The organism is Chryseobacterium manosquense (genome assembly GCF_014623485.1).
In the GTDB taxonomy this organism is placed as follows: domain Bacteria; phylum Bacteroidota; class Bacteroidia; order Flavobacteriales; family Weeksellaceae; genus Kaistella; species Kaistella haifensis.
In genome coordinates, this window is sequence record NZ_CP060203.1 from 2,898,573 (window position 1) to 2,922,145 (window position 23,573).

The following is a 23,573-nucleotide window of genomic DNA, read 5'->3' on the forward strand; positions in this document are numbered from 1 at the left end:
GTAAAAATATAAAAAATAAATGATTATTTTCTAATTTCGGTGTAGATGCTGATAATTCTTTTCAAAAGCTCTTCAATTTGATCTTCTGAGTGATATGGCGCATACTTTTCGATTTGGATTTGTTCTGAAAGTGCTCGGTATTGATCTGCTAAAATTCGACCTTTGTGATCTTCCAAATATTTTCTAAATTCAGATTCTGTCGATGTTTGAAAAGATTTTTTTACATCATCCTTTAATTCATCATAAGTCGAAAAAAACTTCTCAAAATCTTTTTCCTCAACTACTTTTTTCAGATATTCGGTGTGATCTTCAAATTGATGGTTCATTTTAGCACGGAGCAAAGCTTCTGTTTCGGCGATTGTAACGATTGGTTTTTTCACTTCTACAGGTTTTTCTTTGCCCTTTTTAATTCTCTTTTTTACCACTAAAAATATTGAAAAAAGTGCTGCCATTAATGCTAAATTTCCGGCAACAATTTTCCAGTTAATTTTGTTTTTATCTTTTATTTTTAAATTATGAGTTTGCAAAACCGGTGTGTTTACCGTTTCTAGAACTGTATTGGTGTAATCGTTTACCTTCTCCAGAGTGGATTTGGAATCTACAATTTGTTCATGAGTTTTTACATTTAGGAGAACCGATTTTGCTCCTAAATCAACATATTTTTTTGCAGAAGGATCGAAGAAAGAAAAGTTTTCAAAATCTACTGAAATCGCACCTGTTTTTTTAGGAATTACCACATAATCCGCAATGATATCGCCCGAAAGTTGATCGTTTTGAGGCGAGGTTTTCGAAGTGATTTTCGGAGGAAAAGAAATGTAGTTTTCGGAGTTGACAATTTTGGGTAAATGCAAAGTTCCAAAGTTTCCGACACCGCTGATTTTCAGTGAAATATTGACGGGTTTTTCCAATTCAGGTGCTTCTGCTGCGTTTTTGTTTGCAACATTAATATCGAAATTTCCTACTGCATTTTTGAAATCTTCGGGCATTCCCGAAGGTAATTTTTTCACGTTCAAAGCCACACGATTTGAGGAAATTTGATTATCTCTTTTTGGACTTGCAAAGTTTGCAGAAACGGGTTTTAATTCTACTATTCCGGATTCCGTTGGGAAAATCATAAAAGCACAAAGAACTTGCGATGCCATTCCTTCGCTGCTTTCAATTTCGGACTTTGCAAAATGAATTGGTTTAATCCGTGCATTGTACTGATGAGGTAAGCGTAGTTTTCCTATTTTTCTGAAGTTATCATAATTGCGACTATGAGCTCGAACGACGGCTACCGTAGGTTCATTTTTATAAACCTCTTTATCCTGGATATCAATGGTGAGATAGACATCATTTGTTGCCGAATTACCAGCGACCGAAGATTTTTTTTCATTATCTCGGACATTAATTTCGAAAGGTTCTGTTTTATAGATTTTTCCATTAACAGTCACCAAAACGGAACCAAATTTCAGTTTTCCAATCTGTTTCGGACTAAGGGACAACTGATAAACCATCTGATTAATGATGTCGCCTTTTTTAGCATCCAAAACAACGGTGTTCTGCTCGGAAGCCGATCCTAGAATTTCAAATTTTGATAAATCCGGCATCCTCAAAGGAGTTTCTTGCTGCATATTTTCACCCGCAATTTCAAGCAAAACGGTGAGGTTGAAGCGTTGATTTACTTTAGCATCTTTCACTTCAGAAATGGCCAAAGTTACCTGCCCGTACGCAAATACAGTACAAAAAAGAAGAAATATGTGGAGTGCTTTTCGTTTCATTACCAGTCCTTTTCGTTGCTCTGTGGCATCGAATAGGAATTTTTGTTGAGAATCCGTTTGGCGGTTTCTCTTTCTTTGTTTTCTACACGGTTAAGGATGGAGTTTTCTAAATCTTTCGGCAATTTACCGTCATTATCGTTATTGTTTTTGTTGGGGTCATTTCCTTCGCCTTCGCCTTTATTTTGTTGGCCGCTTCCGGCTTGGTTTTGTGGCGTGTTTCCCTTGTCGTTACCCTGGTTTTCTTGCTTATTCTCGTCTTTTCCTCCACCTCCGGAATTGTTTTTTTGCTTTTGCTTTTCTTGTTTTTCCTTTTCTTTCAGCATTGCAATTTCATAATTCTTTCGAATCGATTCGTTGTATGGGTCTTGCTTTAATGCTTTTTTGTAAAGTTCCGCAGCTTTCTCGGAATTATTGGTTTGCATGTGAGCGTTTCCTAAATTATACAGGGCCGCAGCTTTATCGGGAATGGTATTGGCAAGTTTTTCCGCCTTTTCGTATTCCGCTTTGGCTTCTTCGTACATTTTTCTTTTGTAAAAAGAATTCCCCAAATTGTAGTGCGCGGTAAAATCTTTCTCGTTCAGTTTTACAGCTTCCATGTATTTGGAGGAAGCAGCTTCGTAATTTTTTTTATCAAAAGCTTTATTTCCTTCGTATACCAAGGTATTATAATTCTCCTGTGCCGAAAAAAAAGAACTGATGAAAATGAAGATAGATGCCAAAAAAAATAGATTCCTGTTCATTGTATGCAAAATTATTCCTTTAATTGTTAATAACGCCATTGCAAATTGTTAAATTTCGGTTAAAAACCTCCAAATCTGCTTGTTATTAGTTAAATATTAAATTCTTTTTTGGGATTAAGGAACAAAATGAGCAGAAAGAAAAAGATTGAAACTCCCAGAAAATACTGATAATAATGAATTGCATTTTGAGATTTTACCACACTCTCGGAAGAGGAACTGCTTTTCTTCAAACCATCGATGATTTGCGAGGTCGCGTTTTCTAGATTATTGCCGTCAACATACGTACCACCGGTTGCCGAAGCAATGTTTTTCAAAGCATTGGATTGTCTTTTAGAAATTACAGTTTGCCCGGAAAGATCGGTTTTGTAACCCATTAACTGTCCAAAAACATATTCCGGAATTGGTGCGCCTTCTTCGGAACCAATTCCTACCGATATTACAGTTATTCCTTCTTTGTTCGCGAGTCTAATTGCTGCTTTTTCATTTCCTTCATTATCTTCGCCATCGCTTAATAACACTACTTTTCTCGAACCTTTTGCAACATTTTTAAATTTATCGGCAACGGTAGTTATTGCGTTTAAAAAATCGGTTCCTTGAATTTTTAAAATATTGGTTTCTACACCTCCTACATAGGTTTCAGCCGCAGTGAAATCGGTGGTTAATGGCATGATCGAAGTAGATTCGCCGGCAAAAACCACAATTCCCACTTTGTCATTGGTAAGTTTTCCAATGGTATTGATGATGATATTTTTAGCTTCATCGAGTCGGTTGGGTTCGATATCTTGTGCATTCATCGAGTTGGAAACATCGAGCAGAAAAATCACATTGTTCATTTTCTGTTTGGACTTTATTTCTTCGGAACCGCCCAATAAATCGACGATAGAAAGAATGAGAAATAATGTTCCTAATAAATAAAGTACCGGCAAAACCTTTGAAAATCCTCTTTCTTTTTCAAATAATTCTTCCTGGAAACGAGCTTCTGCAAACACGTTTTTTTTACGGTTTTTCCACTTTAAATATTGAAACATGATGATACCAAGCAGCGGCAAAAGCAACAGCAAAAGTAAATACCAATAATTTCCTAAGTACCAATTCATTTTTTATAGATGTGCGAAATAATGCGCTATAATTATTAACTTAAAAATTTATAAAATACCCAACGCAACAGGGCATCGATGAGTAAAACTCCCAAAGCTATCCACAGAAAAATCCTGAAATATTCCTGGTAATTGTAGAGCTTGGTTGATTTTAGTTCTGTTTTTTCGAGTTGATTAATTTCGTTATACACCTCCTCCAAACTTTGGTTGGAAGTGGCCCGAAAATATTTACCGCCGGTGGTTTGCGCTATTTCCCGAAGAACAGGTTCGTCAATTTTCACTTCTGCTTCCGTGAAAACCAGATCCCCGAAAATATCAGTAGCAGTAGGCATCAGCGCGTATCCATTTGTTCCAATTCCTATTGTGTAAACTTTTATATCATTACTTTTTGCGAGTTGTGCACCCACTTGAGCGGGCATTGCGTTTTCAATTGTGTTGACGCCATCGGTCATTAAAATAATGATTTTTGACTTCGCTTTACTGTGTCTGAGATGACTAACCGCCACCGAAAGTCCTTCTCCGATTGCCGTTCCTGGCTGCAACTCTAGAGAATTGAGTCCGTTTAATTCTTCCAGCAAAACCGCATGATCGGAAGTTACGGGAACTTTGGTAAAAGCTTCACCAGAATAGGCAACAAGTCCGATTCTGTCGCCGGGTCTTTTATCCACAAATCTTTTGGCAATCGCCTTCAGAGCGGTAAGTCGGTCCGGTTCCAAATCTTTTGCGAGCATACTGAGCGAAACATCCACCGAAAGCATTATATCGATTCCTTTATTATCGTCCTGATCTTGAGAAATCGTGAAAGTTCTAGGTCGTGCAATCGCAATGATCAAAGCGGAAAGGATGATGTATTTCGAAATTTTAAGAAAAAATAAAACCAATAAAATAGATTTGTCCTCCTCCATATTTTGGGTGGAAGGAACACGGATTCCCCGTCTTTTTTTCTTCCGAATATCTAAAATAATTAGCGGAATAAACAGCAAAAACAGCAACAAAAACCACGGGCTGTAAAATTCGAAATTGAGAAAATCAAGTGTCATACGCCGGTTCTTAGTTGTTCTGCTTCCAAATCTTTTGATGATCTTTTTACGAAGTTTTTGATTTCTTCATAATCCTTTTCCATCATAGCCTTGTCTGGGAATGTTTTGGCAAATTTCACCAAATCCCCACGAAGAAAGATGTTTTCAACGATTTTTTCATTCTCCGGCGAAATCGTGTTGTTAAGTTTCATTACATCAATCAAATCGTCTGTTAATAATACATCTGCCGGAATTTTGTATTGCTTGGTGATGAATTTTCTGGAAATATCAATCAATTCAACATAAAAAGATCGGTAATCGCCATTTTCAATGAATTTTTTCTTTTTTAAGTTTTCCAGATCCTTCAAAGTTTGGTTGGTGGTCACAATTGGCGATGCTTTTCGGCGTTTTGCGTACTTTACCAATTGATAAATAATAAAAATTAAAGCAAGAAGAATTAAAACTCCTAAAATATACCATTTGTAAAGTTGCCAATAATCTTCCACCTCGAGTTTTACCTCCTTGTTTTTCATGATATCATTGATCTGATCGCCTTTTTGAGCGGTATTGACCACATCAATTTCATAAGGAATAGTATGAAAAACCTTCCCTCCGATTTTGAAATCCAACGCCGGAATGGTAAATTTTCCTTCTTCAAATACCTGAAATTCAATGATTCTTTCGTACAAATCAGACTGTTTGCTGATGCTGTCTTTAATTTCTTCAAAATGAAAAGGTAGCAATTCATTTTGCGGTGCAGTAACCACATCTTTCCCCTGAAGATTGGAAATAGTAACGCGGAAAACACCAACTTCGCCTAAAGCCAGCGTGTTTTTGTCGATTTTGGAACCTAAAGTTTGCGAAAATGCAAGAATACTTAGGAAGGTGAATAGGATAAAAAATATTTTATTCAAAATGATTTTCTGTTTATTTAAAGCCCAAAAGGCATTATCTTTTTCTGAAATATTGATAAAGGAATTTAGAATAATCGTCGCCGGTATTGATGTTCATAAAAGTTGCCGACGAGTTTTCGAAATCTTCTTCTAAATTTTTTATCCTTAATTTTTGTTTTTCGGCAAAATTGTAACGCCATCGTGCGTTGGAAGTGTTTGCCCAAACTTGTTTCCCGGTTTCGGAATCTACGAAAAGGGTGTAACCTACATCTGGAATCTCGTTATCTTTTTCATCGAAAATCCGCATTCCTAAAACTTGGTGTTTTCGGGATGCGACACGGAGAATTTTTTGTTCAAAATCGTCTTGAAAATCTGAAAACAAAAAAACCATCGATTTTTTCTTGAAAATTCCCATCATATATTCTAAAGCGACATCAATCTTCGAAGGTGTAGCCACATAATCTATAGTTAGAATATTGCTGATAATTGCCAAAATATGCTTTCTACCTTTTTGTGGCGGAATTACTTTATACACCTTATCTGCAAATAAAATAAGTCCAACTTTATCGTTGTTTCCCGCTGCGGAAAATCCTAAACTTGCTGCGATTTCTGCTACAAATTCACGTTTCAGCTGTGTTTTTGTTCCATAATCCATCGATGCGGAAATGTCCACCAAAAGCATCATCGTCAGTTCCCGTTCTTCTTCCATTACTTTTACGAATGGTTCGCGGAATCGGGCGGTTTTATTCCAATCGATTCTCCGAATTTCGTCGCCAAATTGATAGGGGCGAACTTCGGAGAATGTCATCCCCTGACCTTTGAATGCACTGTGATATTGACCCATCAAAGTAGCTTCCGACTTTTTTTTGGTTCGGATCTCTATCTGTTTTACTTTTTTTATGATGTCTTTTATCTGCATTGTACTTGCAACGTTTTTTTTGATGAAATTTTAAGATTTCCTAAAATTCCACACTTACATTGATCCATTCGTCATCGAATTTCGCTGGATATTTTTTGTAAAATTCGATAGCATCATCGTTCCAATTTAAAACTTGAAAAACCATCCCGGAATATCCATTGGCTTTTCCGTGCTCCAAAGTGGCGTCAAATAGTTGTTTTCCGATGTTTTTCCCTCGCATTTTTTCGGTGACAACGAGATCTTCCAAATAAAGTCTTCTGCCTTTCCAAGTTGAATATCGGTCATAATAAAGCGACATTCCTACAATTCCACCGTCGATTTCTGCTACGAATGCGCCCCAAACCGGGTTTTTTCCGAAGCCATCTTCTATAAACTGATCTAGAGTTAAAACCACCTCGTCGCCCGCTTTTTCGAATACTGCAAGCTCGTGGATGAGGTCCATCATTGCTTTACAATCTTTTTTCTCCGCTTTTCTTATCATCTTTTCTTAAGGCGCCTGGATTTTAGATAAAATTCTTTCTACAATTTCGTCGGCAGTAATTTCTTCCGCTTCTGCTTCGAAACTGAGGCCGATTCGGTGACGAAGGACATCTTTTGCGATTTCTTTCACATCTTCCGGAATCACGAATGCGCGATTTTTCAAAAATGCCATTGCTCTTCCCGCGATTGCCAAATTGATCGACGCTCTTGGTGATGCACCGAAACTGATGTAATTCTTCAGTTCTGATAAGCCATATTTTTCAGGAAAACGAGTGGCAAATACCATATCGAGGATATATTTTTCAATCTTTTCATCAAGATAAATTTGGTTGATGAGTTTTTTGGCTTCAACGATATTGTGCAAAGAAATCACCGGTTTGATCTCGGGTTGATGCGCTGTAGCAATCATTTTCATGATTTTTCTTTCGTCCTCGAAATCGGGATATGAAATGGTGCATTTCAGCATAAATCGGTCACTTTGCGCTTCTGGCAGAAGGTAAGTTCCTTCCTGATCAATAGGATTTTGTGTAGCAAGAACCAAAAATGGTTTTGGTAATTCCATGGTTTCATCGCCGATGGTGACTTGTTTTTCCTGCATCGCTTCCAATAAAGCCGATTGTACTTTCGATGGAGCACGATTAATCTCATCCGCCAAAACAAAATTCGCAAAAATAGGTCCTCGTTTTATAGTGAAATCATTGTCTTTGATGTTGTACATCATCGTTCCTACAACATCGGCAGGAAGCAAATCTGGCGTGAACTGTATTCTTGAAAAATCCCCTTGAACAGCATCTGCCAATGTTTTGATGGCCAATGTTTTTGCCAATCCCGGAACACCTTCCAAAAGAATATGACCATTTCCAAGAAGACCGATCAGCAAACGATCTACCATGTATTCTTGACCAATAATTGCTTTGTTGATTTCCTGTTTTAAAAGAGAAAAAAAGTAATTCTGTTCCCTTACTTTTTCGGTGAGTTGTCTGATATCTTCCGCCTGATGTTGTTCTGACATAGCTTTTGTAAAATTTAAAGTGTAAATTTCTAATAATTACGGGGATCAATCAACACAATTGGTGCCAATTTTGAGTTAAAGTTTTGTTAAAACCGCGCTCAGAAACAAAAAACAGTATGAGCTTTCACGTTGTAGTTTTGTCTTGTTCAGTTTATTAACCTATTTTTGAGGATTAAAATTAAGCATCAATGAATTACCATTTTCAGGCACACCGCCAGGTTCGTAGAAATCTGCTGGAAATTCTGCAAAATACTTCTCATCAGGATCTCATGTTGATTCCCGATGGTTTTAATAATAATATTTACTGGAATATCGCGCATGTGGTTGCTACACAGCAGCTTTTGTGTTATTATCTCAGCGGAAATCCTTTCCGTATTGATAAATATTGGATTGAAGCTTACAAGAAAGGAACACTTCCGAACCTGAATGTTGAGCAATCTGAAGTTGATGATTTGGCATTTTTGCTCACCGAAACTTCTAAAATATTAATGAAAGATTACGACGCCGATTTTTTCTCAGATTACACGCCTTATACCACAAGTTTTGGTTTGGATTTGAAAAACATTCAGGATGCCATCATCTTCAACAATATGCACGAAAGTTTGCATTATGGTTACGCGATGGCGCAAAAAAGAGCCATCATCGGAGAGAAGTTCTAAAAAAATATTATTAACAAGGGAATAACCGATTTTAAGATGGGTTATTTCTAATTTAACAAATACAATGAAAGACGACTTTATATTTGGTTTGCGCCCTGTGATTGAAGCCGTTGAGGCGGGAAAGACCATCGACAAAATATTTTTGCAAAATGCACTGCAAGGAGAAATTTATTTCGAGCTGAAAAACCTGCTTTCCAAACACAATATCCGACCGAATTATGTGCCAGTAGAAAAACTCAATCGCTTTACCAGAAAGAATCATCAAGGAGTGGTGGCATTTATTTCGGATGTTCCGTTCGAAAAAATTGAAGATGTTTTGCCGCAACTTTTCGAAGAAGGAAAAACTCCTTTTCTGTTGATGTTGGATCGCTTAACGGACGTTAGAAATTTCGGTGCGATTTGCCGAACTGCCGAATGTGTTGGGATTCACGCGATTATTTTGCCTGAAAAAGGAGCGGCGCCCATCAATTCTGATGCAATTAAAACTTCAGCCGGAGCTATTTATAACCTGAGAATTTGCAAAGAAAAAAATCTCGCTCATACAGTGGATTACTTGCAACAATCAGGAGTTCAGGTTTTTGCAGCAACGGAAAAAGCAAATCAACTGATCTATGATGTTGATTTTACACAACCATGTACTATCGTGATGGGAAATGAAGAAACAGGAATTTCAAAAGAAGTACTGCATCATTCGGATGAAAAAATCAAGCTTCCGATTGAGGGCAAAACCCAGTCTTTGAACGTATCTGTAGCTTGTGGAGCGATTCTTTACGAAGCTGTTCGTCAGAAAATCACCAGCGCAGTTTAGTTTTTTGTTTTTGCCAATTAGCATCAGTTTCAAATTAAAAAGATTTTTTTACTTTTATTTAAAAAAATTGAACGATGCGGAAGAGTACGGCCATAAAAAGTGATGTTCGGAATCACGTGAAAGAAATAATATTCAATAAAATAGAAAAACTCGAAAAATTCATCGAGTTTACTTTGGATGCGAGCAGAGACATCAAAAAAACACCAAAGTACGACAGCATTCGCGAAGAAATGCAAGAGGAAATTTACCAAATGCAAAGGCAACTCGCGGCGCTGAGAGATTTGCAAAAAAATATGACGAGAGTTTTGAACAAACCTACTGAAATAATTCAACTTGGATCGATGGTTTTTACCAATAAGGCGAGGTTTTATATCTCTGTTTCTTTGGGTGAATTTTTCTTTGAAGACGATCGTTTTTATGCAATTTCCGAAGAAAGTCCGATGGCAAAAATTATGTTTGGCAAGAAACCTGGCGACTCGTTTGTCCTTAATAACATTGCGCAAACGATAGAAAATGTAATGTAAATTTTAAAAAAAAGAGCTTTTTTCGAGGGAAAAAGCATTCAAATAAAATGGAAAAACCAGCAGTATTAAAAGAAATTATCGAAAGTAGAAGAAGTATTTTCCCAAAAGATTATACCACAGAAGATATCGAAACGGAAATTTTGGAAGAAATAGTAAATTCCGCCAAGTTTGCACCTAATCACAAGCGGACAAAACCCTGGAGATTGAAGGTTTTTAAAGGAGATGAGAAAAACAATTTAGGGCAACATCTTGCAGATATTTATAAAAATACTACCGCGCCAGAAGTTTTTCTTGAAAATAAATACCTTAGTTTCATTGAAAAAGTAGAAAAAGCCAATGTAATCATCAGTATTTCGGTAAATTTCAGTGGTTTGCTTCCGGAATGGGAAGAGATTGCTGCAACGGCAATGGCGGTTCAGAACATGTATCTTACTTCTACTGCCCATAAGGTGGGTTGCTATTGGAGTTCGCCGGGAATGATCAAACATCTTGATGGATTTCTCGGTTTAGAGGAAAACCAAAAATGTTACGGATTATTTTATTTGGGTAAAATTTAAGAGAAATGTAACTTTTTTCTAAAGATTAAGACTGATTATGAAACAATTAATCAAGAAAAATCAAAGAAAAAATGGAAACCTACGGTTACAACAATCCCGAATCTCAGCAAAACCAAAATTTCAGTAACGGAAATTATCGTTCCGAGAAAAAACTCGCCGCAGGACTTTTGGGAATTTTATTAGGAACTTTTGGAGCTAATAAATTATTTTTTGGGCTACATCAACGAAGGAATTATTCAAATTGTTTTGAATATTGTAACCTGCGGAATTGCAACAGTTATTCCTTTTATTGAAGGGATTATTTACCTCACCATGAGCGACGAACAATTTGATAGGACGTATATTCGGAATAAAAAAGCTTGGTTTTAAACACAAAAAAAATCTTTCAAAATATTTGAAAGATTTTTTTTAAGAAATAAATTTGTGTTATTGGTTAAGCAAAATCGCTGCTTCCTTGGCTGCGTAGGTGAAAATCATATCGGCACCGGCTCTTTTAATGCAAGTTAAACTTTCGATGATGGCTTGATCGTTATCCAGCCAACCGTTTTGTACAGCGGCTTTCAGCATGGCATATTCGCCGCTCACGTTGTAAACCGCAATCGGTAAATCGATCGATTCGCGAACTTTGGCAACAATATCAAGATAAGGCATTCCTGGTTTGATCATGATGATATCTGCGCCTTCGGCAACATCTTTCAAGACTTCATCCATCGCTTCACGGGAATTGTGGAAATCCATTTGATAGGTTTTTTTGTCCTTCGGAATGTCCGTATTTTCTTTCGGTGCTGAATCTAAAGCACTTCGGAAAGGGCCATAAAATGAACTTGCATATTTCGCAGCATAACTTAAAATGCCAACATCAGTGAATCCACCTTCTTCCAAACCATTTCTGATTGCCGTAACACGGCCGTCCATCATATCACTCGGAGCCAGAATATCAGCACCAGCCGCAGCAAGCGAAACCGACATTTTTACCAAAGCTTCGAGCGTGGAATCATTATCAATTTTTCCGTTGGCGATAATTCCATCGTGGCCGTAAATAGAGTAGGGATCTAAAGCAACATCAGGCATCACAACCATTCCGGGAACAGCGTCTTTAATGGCTTTAATGGTATTTTGCATCAATCCGTTTTCGTTCCAAGATTCTGTTCCTTTATTATCTTTCAGGTTTTCAGAAACTTTCATATAAAGATTTACCCCTTTTACCCCTAATTTGTATAATTCGTGGCATTCTTTTACGGTTAAATCCAATGTTCTTCGGAATATCCCGGGCATCGATGGGATGGGCTCTTGTTTGTTTTCGCCTTCCATTACGAAAATCGGCATCACCAAATCATTGGTTGTTAAAACGGTTTGTTGAACTAAAGCTCTAATGGAAGCATTGGTACGCAATCTTCTGTTTCTAGAATATATAATCATTTTTGGAATAGTATTTGAGTTAGCATTTGCAAATTTAATTATAGTTTAATTAAAAAACTATTGTTAATTTATTTCAATTTCTTAGATTTGTGAAGATATTTATAAATAGATAGGTTCTATAAGGTGAAAAAATTATTATTTTCTTTAATTTTTATCGGCAGTTTAACAGTTTTTTCGGAAAAAGTTTCCGCTCAATCTGTTTATAGAGAGCCGATGACTGCATCTCAGAAATCTGATGATGGAGTTTTGGTCGCGTATCCTAATCCTGCCAAAGACTTTATTATTGTAAAATCAAAAGACAGTGATTTAAAAATAAAATCGGTTACTTTTTATTCAATATTAGGAATGCAGGTTGCGGAATATGCAGTAAATATGTATTCCGGAGAAATTCGGTTGGATAAACTGAAACCTGGTAAATATCTAATGAGATATACCATGAGCGACAATACCCAAAAGGTCACCCAAATCGTTAAGCAATAAATTTTTAATCTTTGATTTTTCAAGGATTTTTTATTTAATAATGGTTTTTGAATGGTTCCGCTAAGATTTAACTGTAAAAAAATCAGTAATTTTGTCTCATGGAAACCAGGGAGAAAATTATAATCATCGGCGGTGGTTTTGCAGGGCTTCAGCTTGCTAAAACTCTTAATAATAAGCGAAAAAAAGTGATTGTTATCGATAAGGTAAACCATCACATGTTTCAACCTCTTTTTTACCAAGTTGCGTGCGGTCGTATCGAACCGAGCAATATTTCTTTTCCCTTCCGGAAAATATTCCAACGATCCAGAAATACGCAATATCGAATGATCGAAGTGCAGAATATACTTCCGGAGCAAAATAAAATCATTACTTCCGAGGCCGAATTTTCTTACGATAAACTCGTTATCGCAACAGGTTGCAAAACCAATTTTTTCGGAAATTCGAAGATGGAAAGCCTCACCTTCGGGATGAAGGATACTCAAGAAGCGATTGCGATCCGTAATCATGTTCTACTGACTTTCGAAAAATTAATCATTCAAAAAAGACGTAGCGACGATGGGAATTGGAATATCGTTATCGTAGGAAGTGGACCCACCGGTGTCGAATTGGCTGGAGCTTTTGCTGAAATGAAAAAGGAAATTCTGCCAAGAGATTATCCAAATATGAATTTTGATAATTTGAATATCATTTTGGTAAGTTCTACAGATACACCACTGAACGTGATGAGTGAAGAAGCACAGAAAATGTCGGAGAAATATCTTCAGGAACTTGGTGTGGATTTCATGAGTGGCGAAAGGGTTGTCGATTACGATGGCGACCGAGTTTTTCTGGAAAGTGGCAAAGAAATTCCTGCCAATAACGTGATTTGGGCAGCCGGTGTTACCGGAAATGTCATCGAAGGATTAAATCCCGAAATCATGGTTCGAAATCGTTATAAAACAGATCGTTTCAATCGTGTTCAAGGGTACAACAATATTTATGCGATTGGAGATATTGCGTACATGGAAACTCCACTTTATCCTCAAGGTCATCCTCAAGTGGCGAATGTTGCTATTAATCAAGGGAAAAATTTAGGAAAAAACTTCCTTAAAAAATCAGACAAAGAGTGGGTTGAATATGAATATAAAGATCTGGGAAGCATGGCAACCATCGGCAAACACCGCGCGGTAGTGGATTTGCCGAATTTTAAATTTCAAGGTTTTTTGGCTTGGTATTTTTGGATGTTTTTGCATTTGATGCTTATTCTTTCGGTGCGAAACAAATTGGCAGTTTTCTTTAACTGGATGTGGAGTTATGTCAACAAAGATTCCTCGCTTCGCCTAATCATCATCCCCAACAAAAAAAATAGAACAGAACAATGAGAATTGATATCATAAGTGTGTTACCGGAATTGATGGAAAGTCCGTTCCGAACGTCTATCTTGAAACGTGCGATGGATAAAGGTTTGGCAGAAGTTCATTTTCATAATTTGCGAGATTTCGGTTTGGGGAAGCATCGCCAGGTTGACGACGAACTATACGGTGGTGGTGCAGGAATGGTGATGATGATTGAGCCTTTGGACCTGTGTATCTCAGAGTTAAAGTCTCAGCGAAACTATGATGAGGTAATATATCTTACTCCGGACGGAGAAACTTTAAATCAAAAAATTGCTAATTCGTTATCCATCCAAAAAAATCTGATTTTCTTATGCGGACATTATAAAGGAATCGATCAACGTGTACGTGAACTGCATATTACCAAAGAAATTTCTATTGGCGATTATGTTTTGACGGGTGGTGAACTCGCAGCTTGTGTTTTGGCAGATAGCGTGATAAGGCTTCTTCCAGGTGTTTTGAATGATGAGCAAAGCGCACTTACCGACAGTTTTCAGGACAATCTTCTTTCACCACCAATTTATACGAGACCTTCGGAATACAAGGGTTTGAAAGTTCCGGAAGTTTTGCTCAGTGGAAATTCCAAAAAAATTGAAGAATGGCTTCACGACGAAGCTGTAAAAATTACACAAGAAAAAAGACCTGGTCTTTTGGATTAATGCCAAACATAATTAATTATTTTTTTTAAATTTACAATTCGAAAAAATGAAAGACAAATTTGCTGATGATATCTAATGAATCTAAAGAGTTAATTGCTTTTTACAATGTGGAAAATTTGTTTTCTCCGGATTCACCACAGGTTCATAAGCTGGATCCTACCTTGTCTGGATTGAGAAATTGGGATAAACGAAGGTATCACAACAAGCTTTTCAAGATTGCTCACGTCTTTCAATTGGTTCAGGAAACTGAAAATACACTCCCTTTTCTTATTGGTCTTTCAGAAATTCAAGGACAAAAACCTTTAGATGATTTGGTTGCGATGGATCCCTTTAATTCGAATTTTGGAGTTGTGCATTATGATTCCATGGACGAAAGAGGGGTGGATGTGGCGTTGCTGTATGATAAAAATAAAGTAGAAATTATTTCTTCGGAACCGATTACTTATTTCTTCGAAATCGAGGATGATAGTCCTTCAACCTACGATACAACAAGAGATGTGTTGTTTTGTAAGGTGAAATATTTGGGTGAGATAATCAATGTTTTTGTGCTTCATCTTCCGTCAAAAAGGGAAAAAGATGTCAACAAACCGAAGCGAGATTATATCATGCAAGATCTTCGGGAGAAAGTGGTTCAACTTATCAATCACCAAAATGAAGCGGTAATTATTTGCGGAGATTTCAATGAAAATCCTATTGATGAAAATTTAATGAATTTGCAATATGATTATAATTCTGAGAAAAAACTCATCAATCCCTACATCGATTTGTTTAAAAATCAAAAATTCTCGACTTTTCATTATAAGGATGGCTTACTTTTTGACCAAATAATTTTGTCGGATAAATTTTTTATCGGTGATTTTGTTTTGAAATTTAGTGAAGCGAAAATTTTTAATCACCTCAAATTGATGAATTACAATAAAAATTTCGCAGGCAGACCATTCAGAACTTATGCTGGAACCCGATATTTGGGAGGTTACAGCGATCATTTTCCAGTAATTACAGAGCTTAAAAAAAATAATAATATTTAAAGAAGAATTGAATTAAAAATGAAAAGCGCAGTACAATCAAGCTACCACTTGGATTCCGTTGATAAGGAAATCATTTATATGTTAATGGACAATGCAAAAACTTCTTTGGCTCATATCTCGAAAAATGTTGGTATTTCGACTACCGCTGTTCACCAAAGGATTAAAAAACTGGAGCAAGCAGGAGTGATCGAAAACTCTATTTCCTTTCTTAATCCCAAAAAAATTGGTTACAAAGTAGTTTCTTATATCGGGGTTTTCTTAGATCAACCGAGCCACTATCCCGATGCGATCAAGGCTTTAAAAGATGTCAATGAAGTAGTTGAAGCTCATTATACTACCGGAAATTACACCATTTTCCTTAAGGTTCTTTGCCGAGATAATGATCATTTGATGGAAATTCTCAACAAACTACAAAAACTGAAAGGTGTAACAAGAACCGAAACTATCATATCTTTGGAACAAAGTATTAACCGACAACTTAAAGTGTAATGAAAATTAATAATTACTTAGATTCTACCTATCTTAAAACACCACAACAATCGGGATTATCAGAAGAACAAACCAGAGAAAAAGTTGATGAACTTACTCGTGAAGCGATCGAAAACGATTTTTTTGAAGTCATGATTCGTCCGAATTTTGTGAAAGAAATCAAAGAATATTTGCTTAAAAATAATTCCAATGTAAAAGTAGGAACCGTGATCGGATTTCACGAAGGAACCGCAAGTGTTGACGAAAAATATTCCGAAGCGCAACAAGCCATAAACGATGGAGCGGACGAATTGGATTTTGTAATCAATTATGAAGCCTATAAAAAAGGAGATTTAGAAACTCCGAAACAGGAATTTATAAAATGTACCCAACTCGGTTTAGAAAACGGTAAAGTGGTAAAATGGATCATTGAAATCGCGGCGCTTACCGATGAACAAATTGTTGATTTAACCAGAAATATCAGAATTTGGGCGGAAGAGAATTTCAAGGCCGAAGATTTGCCAAACATTTTCGTGAAATCATCCACCGGATTTTATCCTACTGAAAACGGAAAACCCAACGGAGCGACTTTCGAAGGAATCCAATTAATGCTTGAAAACGCAGGTTCTCTTTCCGTGAAAGCAGCCGGCGGAGTGAAAAGTCCAGAAGATGCCGAAAAAATGATTGCTCTCGGAGTGAAAAGAATTGGAACTTCCTCCGCAAAAGCGTTGGTATCCGACGAAGAAGTCCAAGGAGGATATTAAAACAGTCTTTATATAAAATTTTAAGAAATCGTGCCGATGGTGCGATTTTTTGTGTTTAAATCCTATTTTTGCAAACCATGGCAAAGAAACCGATCAAAAAGAAGACAACTCGAAAAATTCATAAAGCTCGGAGAAGGCATTTTCTCTTGAGACGGGAAATTTTGCTCGTGATTTTGGCGGTAGCTTTAGTTGGAACCGGGTTTTATTTGAAACAGAAAATAGCGTTTTATTACGCAATGTATTTTAATAAATTTGAGCATAAGAAATTGTCCAATTCCGAATTCGAAGAGCAACGAATCAACCGGATTGTTGAGGATTATGTGGATAAAACTTTTGGTATCGATATGTCGCATTACCAGCGAAAAGAAGATATTCAATGGGATAGTTTAAGCATCGGAAATCGCGCTGTTCCTATAAAATTTGTGATTCTACGTGCAACCATGGGAAACCGAAGTGCCGACAAAAACTTTGATGAATTCTGGTCGCTTGCAAAAAAACACAATCTCATCCGTGGAGCTTATCATTTCTATCGAGCCGATGAGGATCCTGTGATGCAGGCCAATAATTTTCTAGAAAATGCAAAACTAGAGGAAGGAGATTTACCACCGATTTTAGATATCGAAAAAATTCCGCGACGAAAATCCAATGAAAAACTCATCGAAGATTTGAAAATATGGTGCCGAATTGTAGAAGAAAAATATGGAGAAAAACCCATCATTTATAGTTATTACCACTATCACAAAGATTTTTTGGAAGGCGAATTTGATGATTATCCGCTTTGGCTGGCCAATTACAACGATGTCCCGCAACCAACACCAACAGGAATTTGGGATTTTTGGCAATTTACCGAAAACGGAATTGTATATGGAATTAACACCAAAGTTGATCTGAATGTGTATAACGGAAGTCTGTGGTCGCTGAAAAGTTTGACATTAGATTAAATCCGATTTTTATTAATAATGAAGAGCAACTGCAAAGTTGCTTTTTTGGTGCCCATTCATATCTGCTCAAAATTCAGTACTTTCGCAAAAATTCCTAATTCTGATGAACTACGTTTCCGCTGAAAATTTAACCAAATCCTATGGTTTAAAAGTCTTATTTCAAGACATCACCTTTCATGTGAATGAAGGCGACAAAATTGCAATCGTTGCAAAAAATGGCTCAGGAAAATCAACTTTATTGAAGATTTTGATGGGCAAGGAAATTGCCGATTCCGGAAATGTAGTTATTAATAAAGATATTCAGGTGGTTCTGTTCGATCAGGAAATCGATTTTGAAGGAAATCTCAATGTAGAAGAATTCATGATGACCCTGGATTCCCCACCGATTTTGGCTGTTAAAAATTACCATCACGCGCTTCATACCGAGAATCCCGATGATATGGAAAAAGCCCTCGCTGAGATGGAAATTCATAAAGCTTGGGATTTGGAGAACGAAATGCGACAAATTCTTTCTCAGTTGAAAATAACCGATCTGGAGGCGAAAATGAAAACGCTTTCCGGAGGTCAAATAAAAAGAGTTGCGCTCGCCAAACTTTTATTGGAAACCCGTGCCGAACATCGTCACACCCTTCTGATTATGGACGAACCTACCAACCACCTCGATGTTGATATGGTGGAATGGCTCGAAAATTACCTTTCAAAAGCGATGGTAACTTTGCTTTTGGTGACTCATGACCGATATTTTTTGGATGCGGTTTGCGACACGATTTGGGAAATGGAAGACCGAAATTTGTATGTTCACAACGGAAGTTATGCGACGTATTTGGAAAATAAAATGATTCGCGAAGATAATTTGAACTCCACCATCGATAAAGCCAACAACCTTTACCGAAAGGAATTGGAATGGATGCGCCGCCAACCAAAAGCGCGAACCACCAAATCGAAATCTAGAATTGATTCCTTCTACGAAACCGAAAAAGTTGCGAAAACCGATACCAGAAAGCAAAATCTGGAATTAGATTTCGAAATGAAACGCCTCGGAAAGAAAATCCTGGAACTTAAAAACATCAATAAAAGTTTCGGTGAAAAGCTTTTGATCAAAGATTTTTCATATCAATTTCAGCGTGGCGAAAAAGTTGGAATTATCGGAAAAAATGGAGCCGGAAAATCTACTTTACTCAATATTATTCAAGGTTTTGAACCTTACGACAAAGGTGAAATTGAAACCGGAGAAACCATAAAATTCGGATATTTCTCTCAGAAAGGTTTGCAATACAAAGAAGACGAGCGTGTAATTGATTTTATTAAAGAAATTGGTGAAAATTTTCCGTTAGCCAATGGAAGAACCATTTCGGCATCGCAGTTTTTAAGGTTATTTCTTTTTGATGATCAAACCCAATATTCACCGATTTCTAAACTTTCCGGTGGGGAAAAAAGAAGGCTTCATTTGATGTATGTTCTTTATCAAAACCCGAATTTTCTCATATTTGATGAGCCTACGAATGATCTGGATCTGCCGACTCTAACGGTTTTGGAGAATTTTCTTTTAAATTTCCAAGGTTCATTGATTATTGTTTCTCACGATAGATATTTTATGGATCGAATTGTAGATCATATTTTAGCATTTGAGGGCGACGGAATTATCAAAGATTTTGTAGGCAACTTCTCGGAATATCGCGAGAAGAAAAGCCAGGAAAGTGGAAAAAATCAACCGGAGGTGCGACAAGAATCTATTAAAAACGAAATTCCTTCTGCTTCTGTTTCTACAGAAAAACCAGTTGCGAACAAAAGAAAATTGTCTTTCAAAGAACAGCGCGAATTAGAAATGATCGACAAAGAGCTTCCTGTTTTAGAAAAAGAACGCAACGAAATTCTGGAAAAACTGAATAACGAAACCGATTATGGAAAAATATCCGTTTATTCGGCGGAATTAGAGCGAATTTCTGGCAAAATGGAAGAAATGGAAATGCGCTGGCTCGAACTACAAGACTAAATTACTTAATACAAAACTACTTTCTCCGTATGGAAAATCAACAAAAACTGGAAGCCAAATATGGTTTGTTTACGGCTATTTCGATGGTTATAGGTCAGGTAATTGGCTCCGGAATTTTTTTCAAAGTTGATGATGTTCTTACTGCTACTCAAGGAAATATTTTTGCAGGTCTTGCAGGTTTTGTAATCGTCGGTTTCAGTGTGATTTTCGGTGCAATTTCGATGGCAAATTATGCGGAATTGCTTCCAAAAGATGGGGGAATTCTGAATTACGTAGAATACCGCTTTGGGAAAACCGCGGGTTATTTTGTTGGCTGGATCTATATGAGCTTGTTTTATCCTTTGTTAACCGCCGTTTTGTTCATGGTTTCCGGGATTTATATTGCACATTTCGCAGCAGAATTTTTGCAATTTCAACCGACGACTTTACATTTTGTACTAATTGGATTTGTGAATTTGCTGATTTTTTTTGTTTTTAATATTTACAAACCGAAAAGCAGCGGAGTTTTCCAGCAATTAACCACGGTTCTGAAGGTTCTTCCGCTTATTTTTATCGCTTCTTTAGGAATTATCAGTTTGCTAAAAGGCGATGTAGCAGAAGCGAACACTTTTTCGTATGCTGCAAAAAATGTGAAGGAAAACCAATCCTTGTTGGTTTTAATTGCGGCGAGTTTTATCCCCATTTCATTTGCATTTGATGGTTGGTATGTTGCGACTCAAATTTCCGGAGAGATTAAAAATTCAAGAAAAAATCTTCCGAAAGCTTTGATTATAGGAACAGTTGCAGTGATGGTGATCTATATTTCGTATTATATGGGAATTGTTTTTGGAATGAGTGGCGATGAAATTATTGCTTTAAAAGACACCTATATTACTGAATTTTCCAGAAAAATAGGCTCTGATCTAGGAGCTTTGGTAATGCAGGTTTTCATTATTATTTCGGTTTTGGGAACGGCGAATGGATTGCTTTTGGCGACCATTCGGGTGCCTTATCAGTTTGCGAATCTTGAAAAATCGAAGAAGTTTTTGAATCTTAATCAAATCAATGCCAAAGCGAAAATGCCTTTAAACAGTGCATTTCTAGGTTTGGCAATTATTGTTGTTTATCTTGTTATTTATTACATCACCAATACTTTTTCATTTTTCACCGAGCGGAATTTTGATCTTTCCGCAATACCGATTGTATTTATTTATTTGGTGAATACTGCACTTTTCTTCGGGTTGTTTAAACTTTTAAAACAAAATGTTTTTTCCGGAAATCATTTTTTCAAATCAATGATGGCAGTAATCGCGATTTTGGGAACTTTCACGGTACTTTTCGGAACGGCTACTTCGCCGAATGGAATTTCATATTTTCTAGTGACAGCTGTTTTCATTTTTGCAGGATTTGTCTTCAAAAAGAAAAACTGATAAAAATCAGTATAGGTTAATCTTCTTCATTTCAGGGGATTTCTGTACTTTTTTGCAAACTTATTTAGAATAATTCAAAATAAATTTGGTCGAATTGCGAGTGTTTTCTACATTTGCACCGTTATTTTAATTCATTCTAAATAAAAACTTATTAATGAAAAAGCAAATACTATCTGCGAGTCTTCTTGTTGCTGCAATATCAGCGCAAGCTCAAATGAACTACAAACCAATAAATGATACTTTAAAAATACAATTGATTGAGGATATCAATCTTCATAAAACAGGAAACCCGAATGTTGCAAAACCATTGTCAACGAAATCGAATCTTACGGTAATGGAAACTCCGCAGCCGATTGCAATTGTTACCCACGAGATTATCGAACAGCAACAAGCAAAGCAGTTGAGCGATGTTTTGCAAAATGTAAACGGTTTGTATATTACTTCATCAAGAGGGAATTCTCAGGATAGTTTTGGTGGAAGAGGTTTCAGTTTAGGAAATGATAATATTTTCAAGAATGGAACTCGTATAAATAGCGGTGTTTTTCCGGAAGTTTCCGGCTTGGAAAGGGTGGAAGTATTGAAAGGAGCCAACGCAATGCTTTACGGAAATACCGCTGCCGGAGGAATCATCAACATGGTGACTAAAAAACCAAGATTCAATTTTGGTGGATCGGTAGGTTTCAGCGCGGGAAGCTGGAATTCCTATAAACCTACGGTTGATTTCTACGGTCCGCTTACGGATAATGTAGCGTTCCGAGTGAATGGCGCTTATGAAACTGCGGATAGTTTTCGTGATCAAGTGTCTTCTGAAAAATATTATTTCAATCCTTCTTTTTTATTCAATTTAGGTGAAAAATCCCAGTTGATTGTGGAGGCAGATTATTTGAGAAATGATTTCACGCCAGATTTTGGGGTTGGTTCAATTACCCATGCAGATTTAAGTTATTCATTGAACGACCAAGTCGGTAAAAATGTATTTTTCGGAACCGATTGGCAATATCAAAGCGTGGAACAAGCTTCTACCAATATTACTTTTAATCATCAATTGAGTACCAACTGGACTTTAAACGCGGTAGCTTCCTATCAAAATTATACCAAAGATTATTTTTCTTCGGAGCGAGTGCAATGGGGTTACATTAAAAATAATGCGTCCGTGGATCCTACGCGTTTGGCATGGGTACGTCCTTTCAATAAAACTTATAATGAACAAAATTACGGATCTGCTCAGGTGAATATTAATGGTGAATTCAATACCGGGAAAATTAATCATAAAGTATTATTCGGTGCAGATGCCGATTACAGCCAAGCGGACTCTTATGCATATACGTTGAGTTCTACCAACAATGTTCTTTATTTGGATGATGCTTCCACATGGGGAAGTGTAGCAATGCCGTCGGCGACTGCAAATACCAAAAATCGAATTAATACCAGAAGAGTTGGTGCGTATGCGCAAGATTTTATCAGTCTTACCAAACAATGGAAGGTGATTGCAGGTTTGCGGTGGTCTTACATTGAGAATATGCCAACGATTAACACCAAATTTTCGACAGGTGAAAAGAAATTGTTAGACAACACAGGAACTTCTGATCAGGCTTTTTCTCCAAAAGTAGGCGTTGTTTATATGCCGAATGAAAATATGTCTGTGTTTGCAACTTATACCAATTCATTCGCAGCAAATTCCGGAGAAACTTCTTCAGAATTGCAATCAATCAATACTACGGGAACGGCAGCTGAGGTTTTGGCACAAGTGCAAAGTATTTCAAGACAAGGAATAAAACCAACCACCATTGATCAATACGAAATCGGACTTAAGAAAAATATTTGGGATAATGCTTTAGCGTTTAATATTTCCCTTTATCAAATCGATTACAATAATTTTTATCAAAGTTACTGGTATCAAAATGCTTCGGGAGCGATTGTGACTCCGGATTCCAATTTGAAAGAATTTGCCGGAAAAATGCGCAGCCGCGGAGTAGAAGTGGATATCACCGGAAATCCTACCAAAAATATATCGCTTATCGGAGGATTTTCTTACAACAATTCTGTTTATTTAGACACTCCTGAAAAAGGCTATGTTGAGAAACAAAGACTTGTTCGAACCCCTGCTACCACAGCGAATGCATCTGTATTTTACAAATTTACTGAAGGCAACATCAAAGGATTGAAAATAGGAGCCGGCGCATATTTTATCGGGAACCGATTAGCAGGTTGGAATGATAGCAAATCCACAGTAATTACCAGAAATGGTGTTTCCAGAAGTTTCGAATTGGAAGATTATGTTACTGTAAATGCAACAATTGGGTATGAATGGAACAAGTTTTCCCTACAAGGAAAAATCGGAAATATTTTCGATACAGAAAATTACAATGTACATGAAAACTATTCCGTAAACCCGATTACACCTAGGAACTACTATTTTACTTTAACGTACAAATTATAGATTCAGATTAAATTTTTTTTGAAAAGAGTGGAGACTTTTGTTTCCGCTCTTTTTTGATGAAAAAAATCTTCAATGATTACCATATAAAATGGGATATTAAGAAAAAAATATTATCTTTGCACCCTTATAAT

Annotated in this window: 23 protein-coding genes and 1 pseudogene; 15 read left to right on the forward strand and 9 right to left on the reverse strand. The window is 36.7% G+C overall.

Features of this window, described 5'->3' with window-relative positions:
- Positions 1-23: 23 nt before the first annotated feature.
- From H0S70_RS13815 to H0S70_RS13850, 8 genes are all read right to left on the reverse strand, one after another.
- Entirely contained in the window at positions 24-1,760 is a 1,737-nt protein-coding gene (locus tag H0S70_RS13815) for a BatD family protein (protein WP_188321210.1), read from the reverse strand.
- Positions 1,760-2,500, reverse strand: a complete 741-nt coding sequence (locus H0S70_RS13820; RefSeq protein ID WP_188322262.1) for a tetratricopeptide repeat protein — start codon at positions 2,498-2,500, stop codon at positions 1,760-1,762. Before H0S70_RS13820 ends, H0S70_RS13815 begins: the two co-directional genes overlap by 1 nt.
- Before the next feature lie 89 nt (positions 2,501-2,589).
- Positions 2,590-3,597 (reverse strand): vWA domain-containing protein, encoded by a 1,008-nt coding sequence (locus tag H0S70_RS13825; protein WP_188321211.1) that lies wholly within the window; start codon positions 3,595-3,597, stop codon positions 2,590-2,592.
- 35 nt (positions 3,598-3,632) lie between these two features.
- Positions 3,633-4,637, reverse strand: a complete 1,005-nt coding sequence (locus H0S70_RS13830) for a VWA domain-containing protein (protein ID WP_188321212.1) — start codon at positions 4,635-4,637, stop codon at positions 3,633-3,635.
- Entirely contained in the window at positions 4,634-5,530 is an 897-nt protein-coding gene (locus H0S70_RS13835) for a BatD family protein (RefSeq protein WP_394367300.1), read from the reverse strand. Before H0S70_RS13835 ends, H0S70_RS13830 begins: the two co-directional genes overlap by 4 nt.
- A 34-nt stretch (positions 5,531-5,564) precedes the next feature.
- Positions 5,565-6,428 (reverse strand): DUF58 domain-containing protein, encoded by an 864-nt coding sequence (locus tag H0S70_RS13840; RefSeq protein WP_123904354.1) that lies wholly within the window; start codon positions 6,426-6,428, stop codon positions 5,565-5,567.
- Positions 6,429-6,468: 40 nt separating this feature from the next.
- Positions 6,469-6,909, reverse strand: a complete 441-nt coding sequence (locus tag H0S70_RS13845; RefSeq protein WP_188321213.1) for a GNAT family N-acetyltransferase — start codon at positions 6,907-6,909, stop codon at positions 6,469-6,471.
- 6 nt (positions 6,910-6,915) lie between these two features.
- The gene (locus H0S70_RS13850) at positions 6,916-7,920 is read right to left on the reverse strand and encodes an AAA family ATPase (RefSeq protein WP_031503275.1); all 1,005 of its coding nucleotides are present in this window, start codon (positions 7,918-7,920) and stop codon (positions 6,916-6,918) included.
- Positions 7,921-8,108: 188 nt separating this feature from the next.
- Between H0S70_RS13850 and H0S70_RS13855 the strand changes: the two genes are divergently transcribed.
- The 5 genes and pseudogenes from H0S70_RS13855 to H0S70_RS13875 all read left to right on the forward strand — a co-directional run bounded on the left by H0S70_RS13855 (position 8,109) and on the right by H0S70_RS13875 (position 10,837).
- Positions 8,109-8,579 (forward strand): DinB family protein, encoded by a 471-nt coding sequence (locus H0S70_RS13855; RefSeq protein ID WP_031503273.1) that lies wholly within the window; start codon positions 8,109-8,111, stop codon positions 8,577-8,579.
- A gap of 64 nt (positions 8,580-8,643) precedes the next feature.
- Positions 8,644-9,387, forward strand: coding sequence for a 23S rRNA (guanosine(2251)-2'-O)-methyltransferase RlmB (rlmB, locus tag H0S70_RS13860; RefSeq protein WP_088264334.1), 744 nt, complete (start codon positions 8,644-8,646; stop codon positions 9,385-9,387).
- Positions 9,388-9,461: 74 nt separating this feature from the next.
- Positions 9,462-9,911: a hypothetical protein gene (locus tag H0S70_RS13865; RefSeq protein WP_031503271.1), complete on the forward strand. Its 450-nt coding sequence runs from the start codon at positions 9,462-9,464 to the stop codon at positions 9,909-9,911.
- A 47-nt stretch (positions 9,912-9,958) separates the two neighbouring features.
- Entirely contained in the window at positions 9,959-10,468 is a 510-nt protein-coding gene (locus tag H0S70_RS13870) for a nitroreductase family protein (RefSeq protein WP_188321214.1), read from the forward strand.
- Positions 10,469-10,539: 71 nt separating this feature from the next.
- Positions 10,540-10,837 (forward strand): annotated as a pseudogene (locus tag H0S70_RS13875) (TM2 domain-containing protein).
- Between the two features lie 57 nt (positions 10,838-10,894).
- Here H0S70_RS13875 and hemB read toward each other — a convergent pair.
- Positions 10,895-11,887: a porphobilinogen synthase gene (gene hemB / locus H0S70_RS13880; RefSeq protein WP_188321215.1), complete on the reverse strand. Its 993-nt coding sequence runs from the start codon at positions 11,885-11,887 to the stop codon at positions 10,895-10,897.
- A gap of 123 nt (positions 11,888-12,010) precedes the next feature.
- On the opposite strand from hemB, the gene H0S70_RS13885 reads away from it, so the two are divergent.
- The 10 genes from H0S70_RS13885 (at position 12,011) to H0S70_RS13930 (ending at position 23,442) form a co-directional block, all read left to right on the forward strand.
- Positions 12,011-12,367 (forward strand): T9SS type A sorting domain-containing protein, encoded by a 357-nt coding sequence (locus H0S70_RS13885; RefSeq protein ID WP_031503267.1) that lies wholly within the window; start codon positions 12,011-12,013, stop codon positions 12,365-12,367.
- A 98-nt stretch (positions 12,368-12,465) separates the two neighbouring features.
- Entirely contained in the window at positions 12,466-13,728 is a 1,263-nt protein-coding gene (locus H0S70_RS13890; protein WP_188321216.1) for an NAD(P)/FAD-dependent oxidoreductase, read from the forward strand.
- Positions 13,725-14,399, forward strand: a complete 675-nt coding sequence (gene trmD / locus H0S70_RS13895; RefSeq protein ID WP_188321217.1) for a tRNA (guanosine(37)-N1)-methyltransferase TrmD — start codon at positions 13,725-13,727, stop codon at positions 14,397-14,399. Before H0S70_RS13890 ends, trmD begins: the two co-directional genes overlap by 4 nt.
- Positions 14,400-14,464: 65 nt before the next feature.
- The gene (locus tag H0S70_RS13900) at positions 14,465-15,427 is read left to right on the forward strand and encodes an endonuclease/exonuclease/phosphatase family protein (protein ID WP_188321218.1); all 963 of its coding nucleotides are present in this window, start codon (positions 14,465-14,467) and stop codon (positions 15,425-15,427) included.
- Between the two features lie 18 nt (positions 15,428-15,445).
- Positions 15,446-15,916 (forward strand): Lrp/AsnC ligand binding domain-containing protein, encoded by a 471-nt coding sequence (locus H0S70_RS13905; protein WP_031502486.1) that lies wholly within the window; start codon positions 15,446-15,448, stop codon positions 15,914-15,916.
- Positions 15,916-16,659 carry a deoxyribose-phosphate aldolase gene (deoC, locus tag H0S70_RS13910; RefSeq protein WP_188321219.1) on the forward strand — a complete coding sequence of 248 codons (744 nt, stop codon included), beginning with the start codon at positions 15,916-15,918 and terminating at the stop codon, positions 16,657-16,659. Before H0S70_RS13905 ends, deoC begins: the two co-directional genes overlap by 1 nt.
- A 77-nt stretch (positions 16,660-16,736) precedes the next feature.
- Positions 16,737-17,600: a glycoside hydrolase family 25 protein gene (locus H0S70_RS13915; protein ID WP_188321220.1), complete on the forward strand. Its 864-nt coding sequence runs from the start codon at positions 16,737-16,739 to the stop codon at positions 17,598-17,600.
- A 103-nt stretch (positions 17,601-17,703) separates the two neighbouring features.
- Positions 17,704-19,593, forward strand: coding sequence for an ABC-F family ATP-binding cassette domain-containing protein (locus tag H0S70_RS13920; protein ID WP_188321221.1), 1,890 nt, complete (start codon positions 17,704-17,706; stop codon positions 19,591-19,593).
- Between the two features lie 29 nt (positions 19,594-19,622).
- Complete coding sequence (locus H0S70_RS13925) at positions 19,623-21,002, forward strand: APC family permease (RefSeq protein ID WP_188321222.1); 1,380 nt, start codon at positions 19,623-19,625, stop codon at positions 21,000-21,002.
- A 154-nt stretch (positions 21,003-21,156) separates the two neighbouring features.
- Positions 21,157-23,442, forward strand: coding sequence for a TonB-dependent siderophore receptor (locus H0S70_RS13930; RefSeq protein WP_188321223.1), 2,286 nt, complete (start codon positions 21,157-21,159; stop codon positions 23,440-23,442).
- Positions 23,443-23,573: the final 131 nt, after the last annotated feature.

What these genes read in the sequence shown, in the direction of transcription:
- H0S70_RS13830 (WP_188321212.1), bottom strand. Translation starts at nt 4,637, where the DNA reads ATGACACTTGATTTTCTCAATTTCGAATTTTACAGCCCGTGGTTTTTG.
- H0S70_RS13925 (WP_188321222.1), top strand. Translation starts at nt 19,623, where the DNA reads ATGGAAAATCAACAAAAACTGGAAGCCAAATATGGTTTGTTTACGGCT.
- H0S70_RS13815 (WP_188321210.1), bottom strand. Translation starts at nt 1,760, where the DNA reads ATGAAACGAAAAGCACTCCACATATTTCTTCTTTTTTGTACTGTATTT.
- H0S70_RS13930 (WP_188321223.1), top strand. Translation starts at nt 21,157, where the DNA reads ATGAAAAAGCAAATACTATCTGCGAGTCTTCTTGTTGCTGCAATATCA.
- hemB (WP_188321215.1), bottom strand. Translation starts at nt 11,887, where the DNA reads ATGATTATATATTCTAGAAACAGAAGATTGCGTACCAATGCTTCCATT.
- H0S70_RS13845 (WP_188321213.1), bottom strand. Translation starts at nt 6,909, where the DNA reads ATGATAAGAAAAGCGGAGAAAAAAGATTGTAAAGCAATGATGGACCTC.
- H0S70_RS13905 (WP_031502486.1), top strand. Translation starts at nt 15,446, where the DNA reads ATGAAAAGCGCAGTACAATCAAGCTACCACTTGGATTCCGTTGATAAG.
- H0S70_RS13865 (WP_031503271.1), top strand. Translation starts at nt 9,462, where the DNA reads ATGCGGAAGAGTACGGCCATAAAAAGTGATGTTCGGAATCACGTGAAA.
- H0S70_RS13825 (WP_188321211.1), bottom strand. Translation starts at nt 3,597, where the DNA reads ATGAATTGGTACTTAGGAAATTATTGGTATTTACTTTTGCTGTTGCTT.
- H0S70_RS13850 (WP_031503275.1), bottom strand. Translation starts at nt 7,920, where the DNA reads ATGTCAGAACAACATCAGGCGGAAGATATCAGACAACTCACCGAAAAA.
- H0S70_RS13870 (WP_188321214.1), top strand. Translation starts at nt 9,959, where the DNA reads ATGGAAAAACCAGCAGTATTAAAAGAAATTATCGAAAGTAGAAGAAGT.
- H0S70_RS13900 (WP_188321218.1), top strand. Translation starts at nt 14,465, where the DNA reads ATGATATCTAATGAATCTAAAGAGTTAATTGCTTTTTACAATGTGGAA.
- deoC (WP_188321219.1), top strand. Translation starts at nt 15,916, where the DNA reads ATGAAAATTAATAATTACTTAGATTCTACCTATCTTAAAACACCACAA.
- H0S70_RS13855 (WP_031503273.1), top strand. Translation starts at nt 8,109, where the DNA reads ATGAATTACCATTTTCAGGCACACCGCCAGGTTCGTAGAAATCTGCTG.
- trmD (WP_188321217.1), top strand. Translation starts at nt 13,725, where the DNA reads ATGAGAATTGATATCATAAGTGTGTTACCGGAATTGATGGAAAGTCCG.
- H0S70_RS13840 (WP_123904354.1), bottom strand. Translation starts at nt 6,428, where the DNA reads ATGCAGATAAAAGACATCATAAAAAAAGTAAAACAGATAGAGATCCGA.
- H0S70_RS13890 (WP_188321216.1), top strand. Translation starts at nt 12,466, where the DNA reads ATGGAAACCAGGGAGAAAATTATAATCATCGGCGGTGGTTTTGCAGGG.
- H0S70_RS13920 (WP_188321221.1), top strand. Translation starts at nt 17,704, where the DNA reads ATGAACTACGTTTCCGCTGAAAATTTAACCAAATCCTATGGTTTAAAA.
- H0S70_RS13820 (WP_188322262.1), bottom strand. Translation starts at nt 2,500, where the DNA reads ATGAACAGGAATCTATTTTTTTTGGCATCTATCTTCATTTTCATCAGT.
- rlmB (WP_088264334.1), top strand. Translation starts at nt 8,644, where the DNA reads ATGAAAGACGACTTTATATTTGGTTTGCGCCCTGTGATTGAAGCCGTT.
- H0S70_RS13915 (WP_188321220.1), top strand. Translation starts at nt 16,737, where the DNA reads ATGGCAAAGAAACCGATCAAAAAGAAGACAACTCGAAAAATTCATAAA.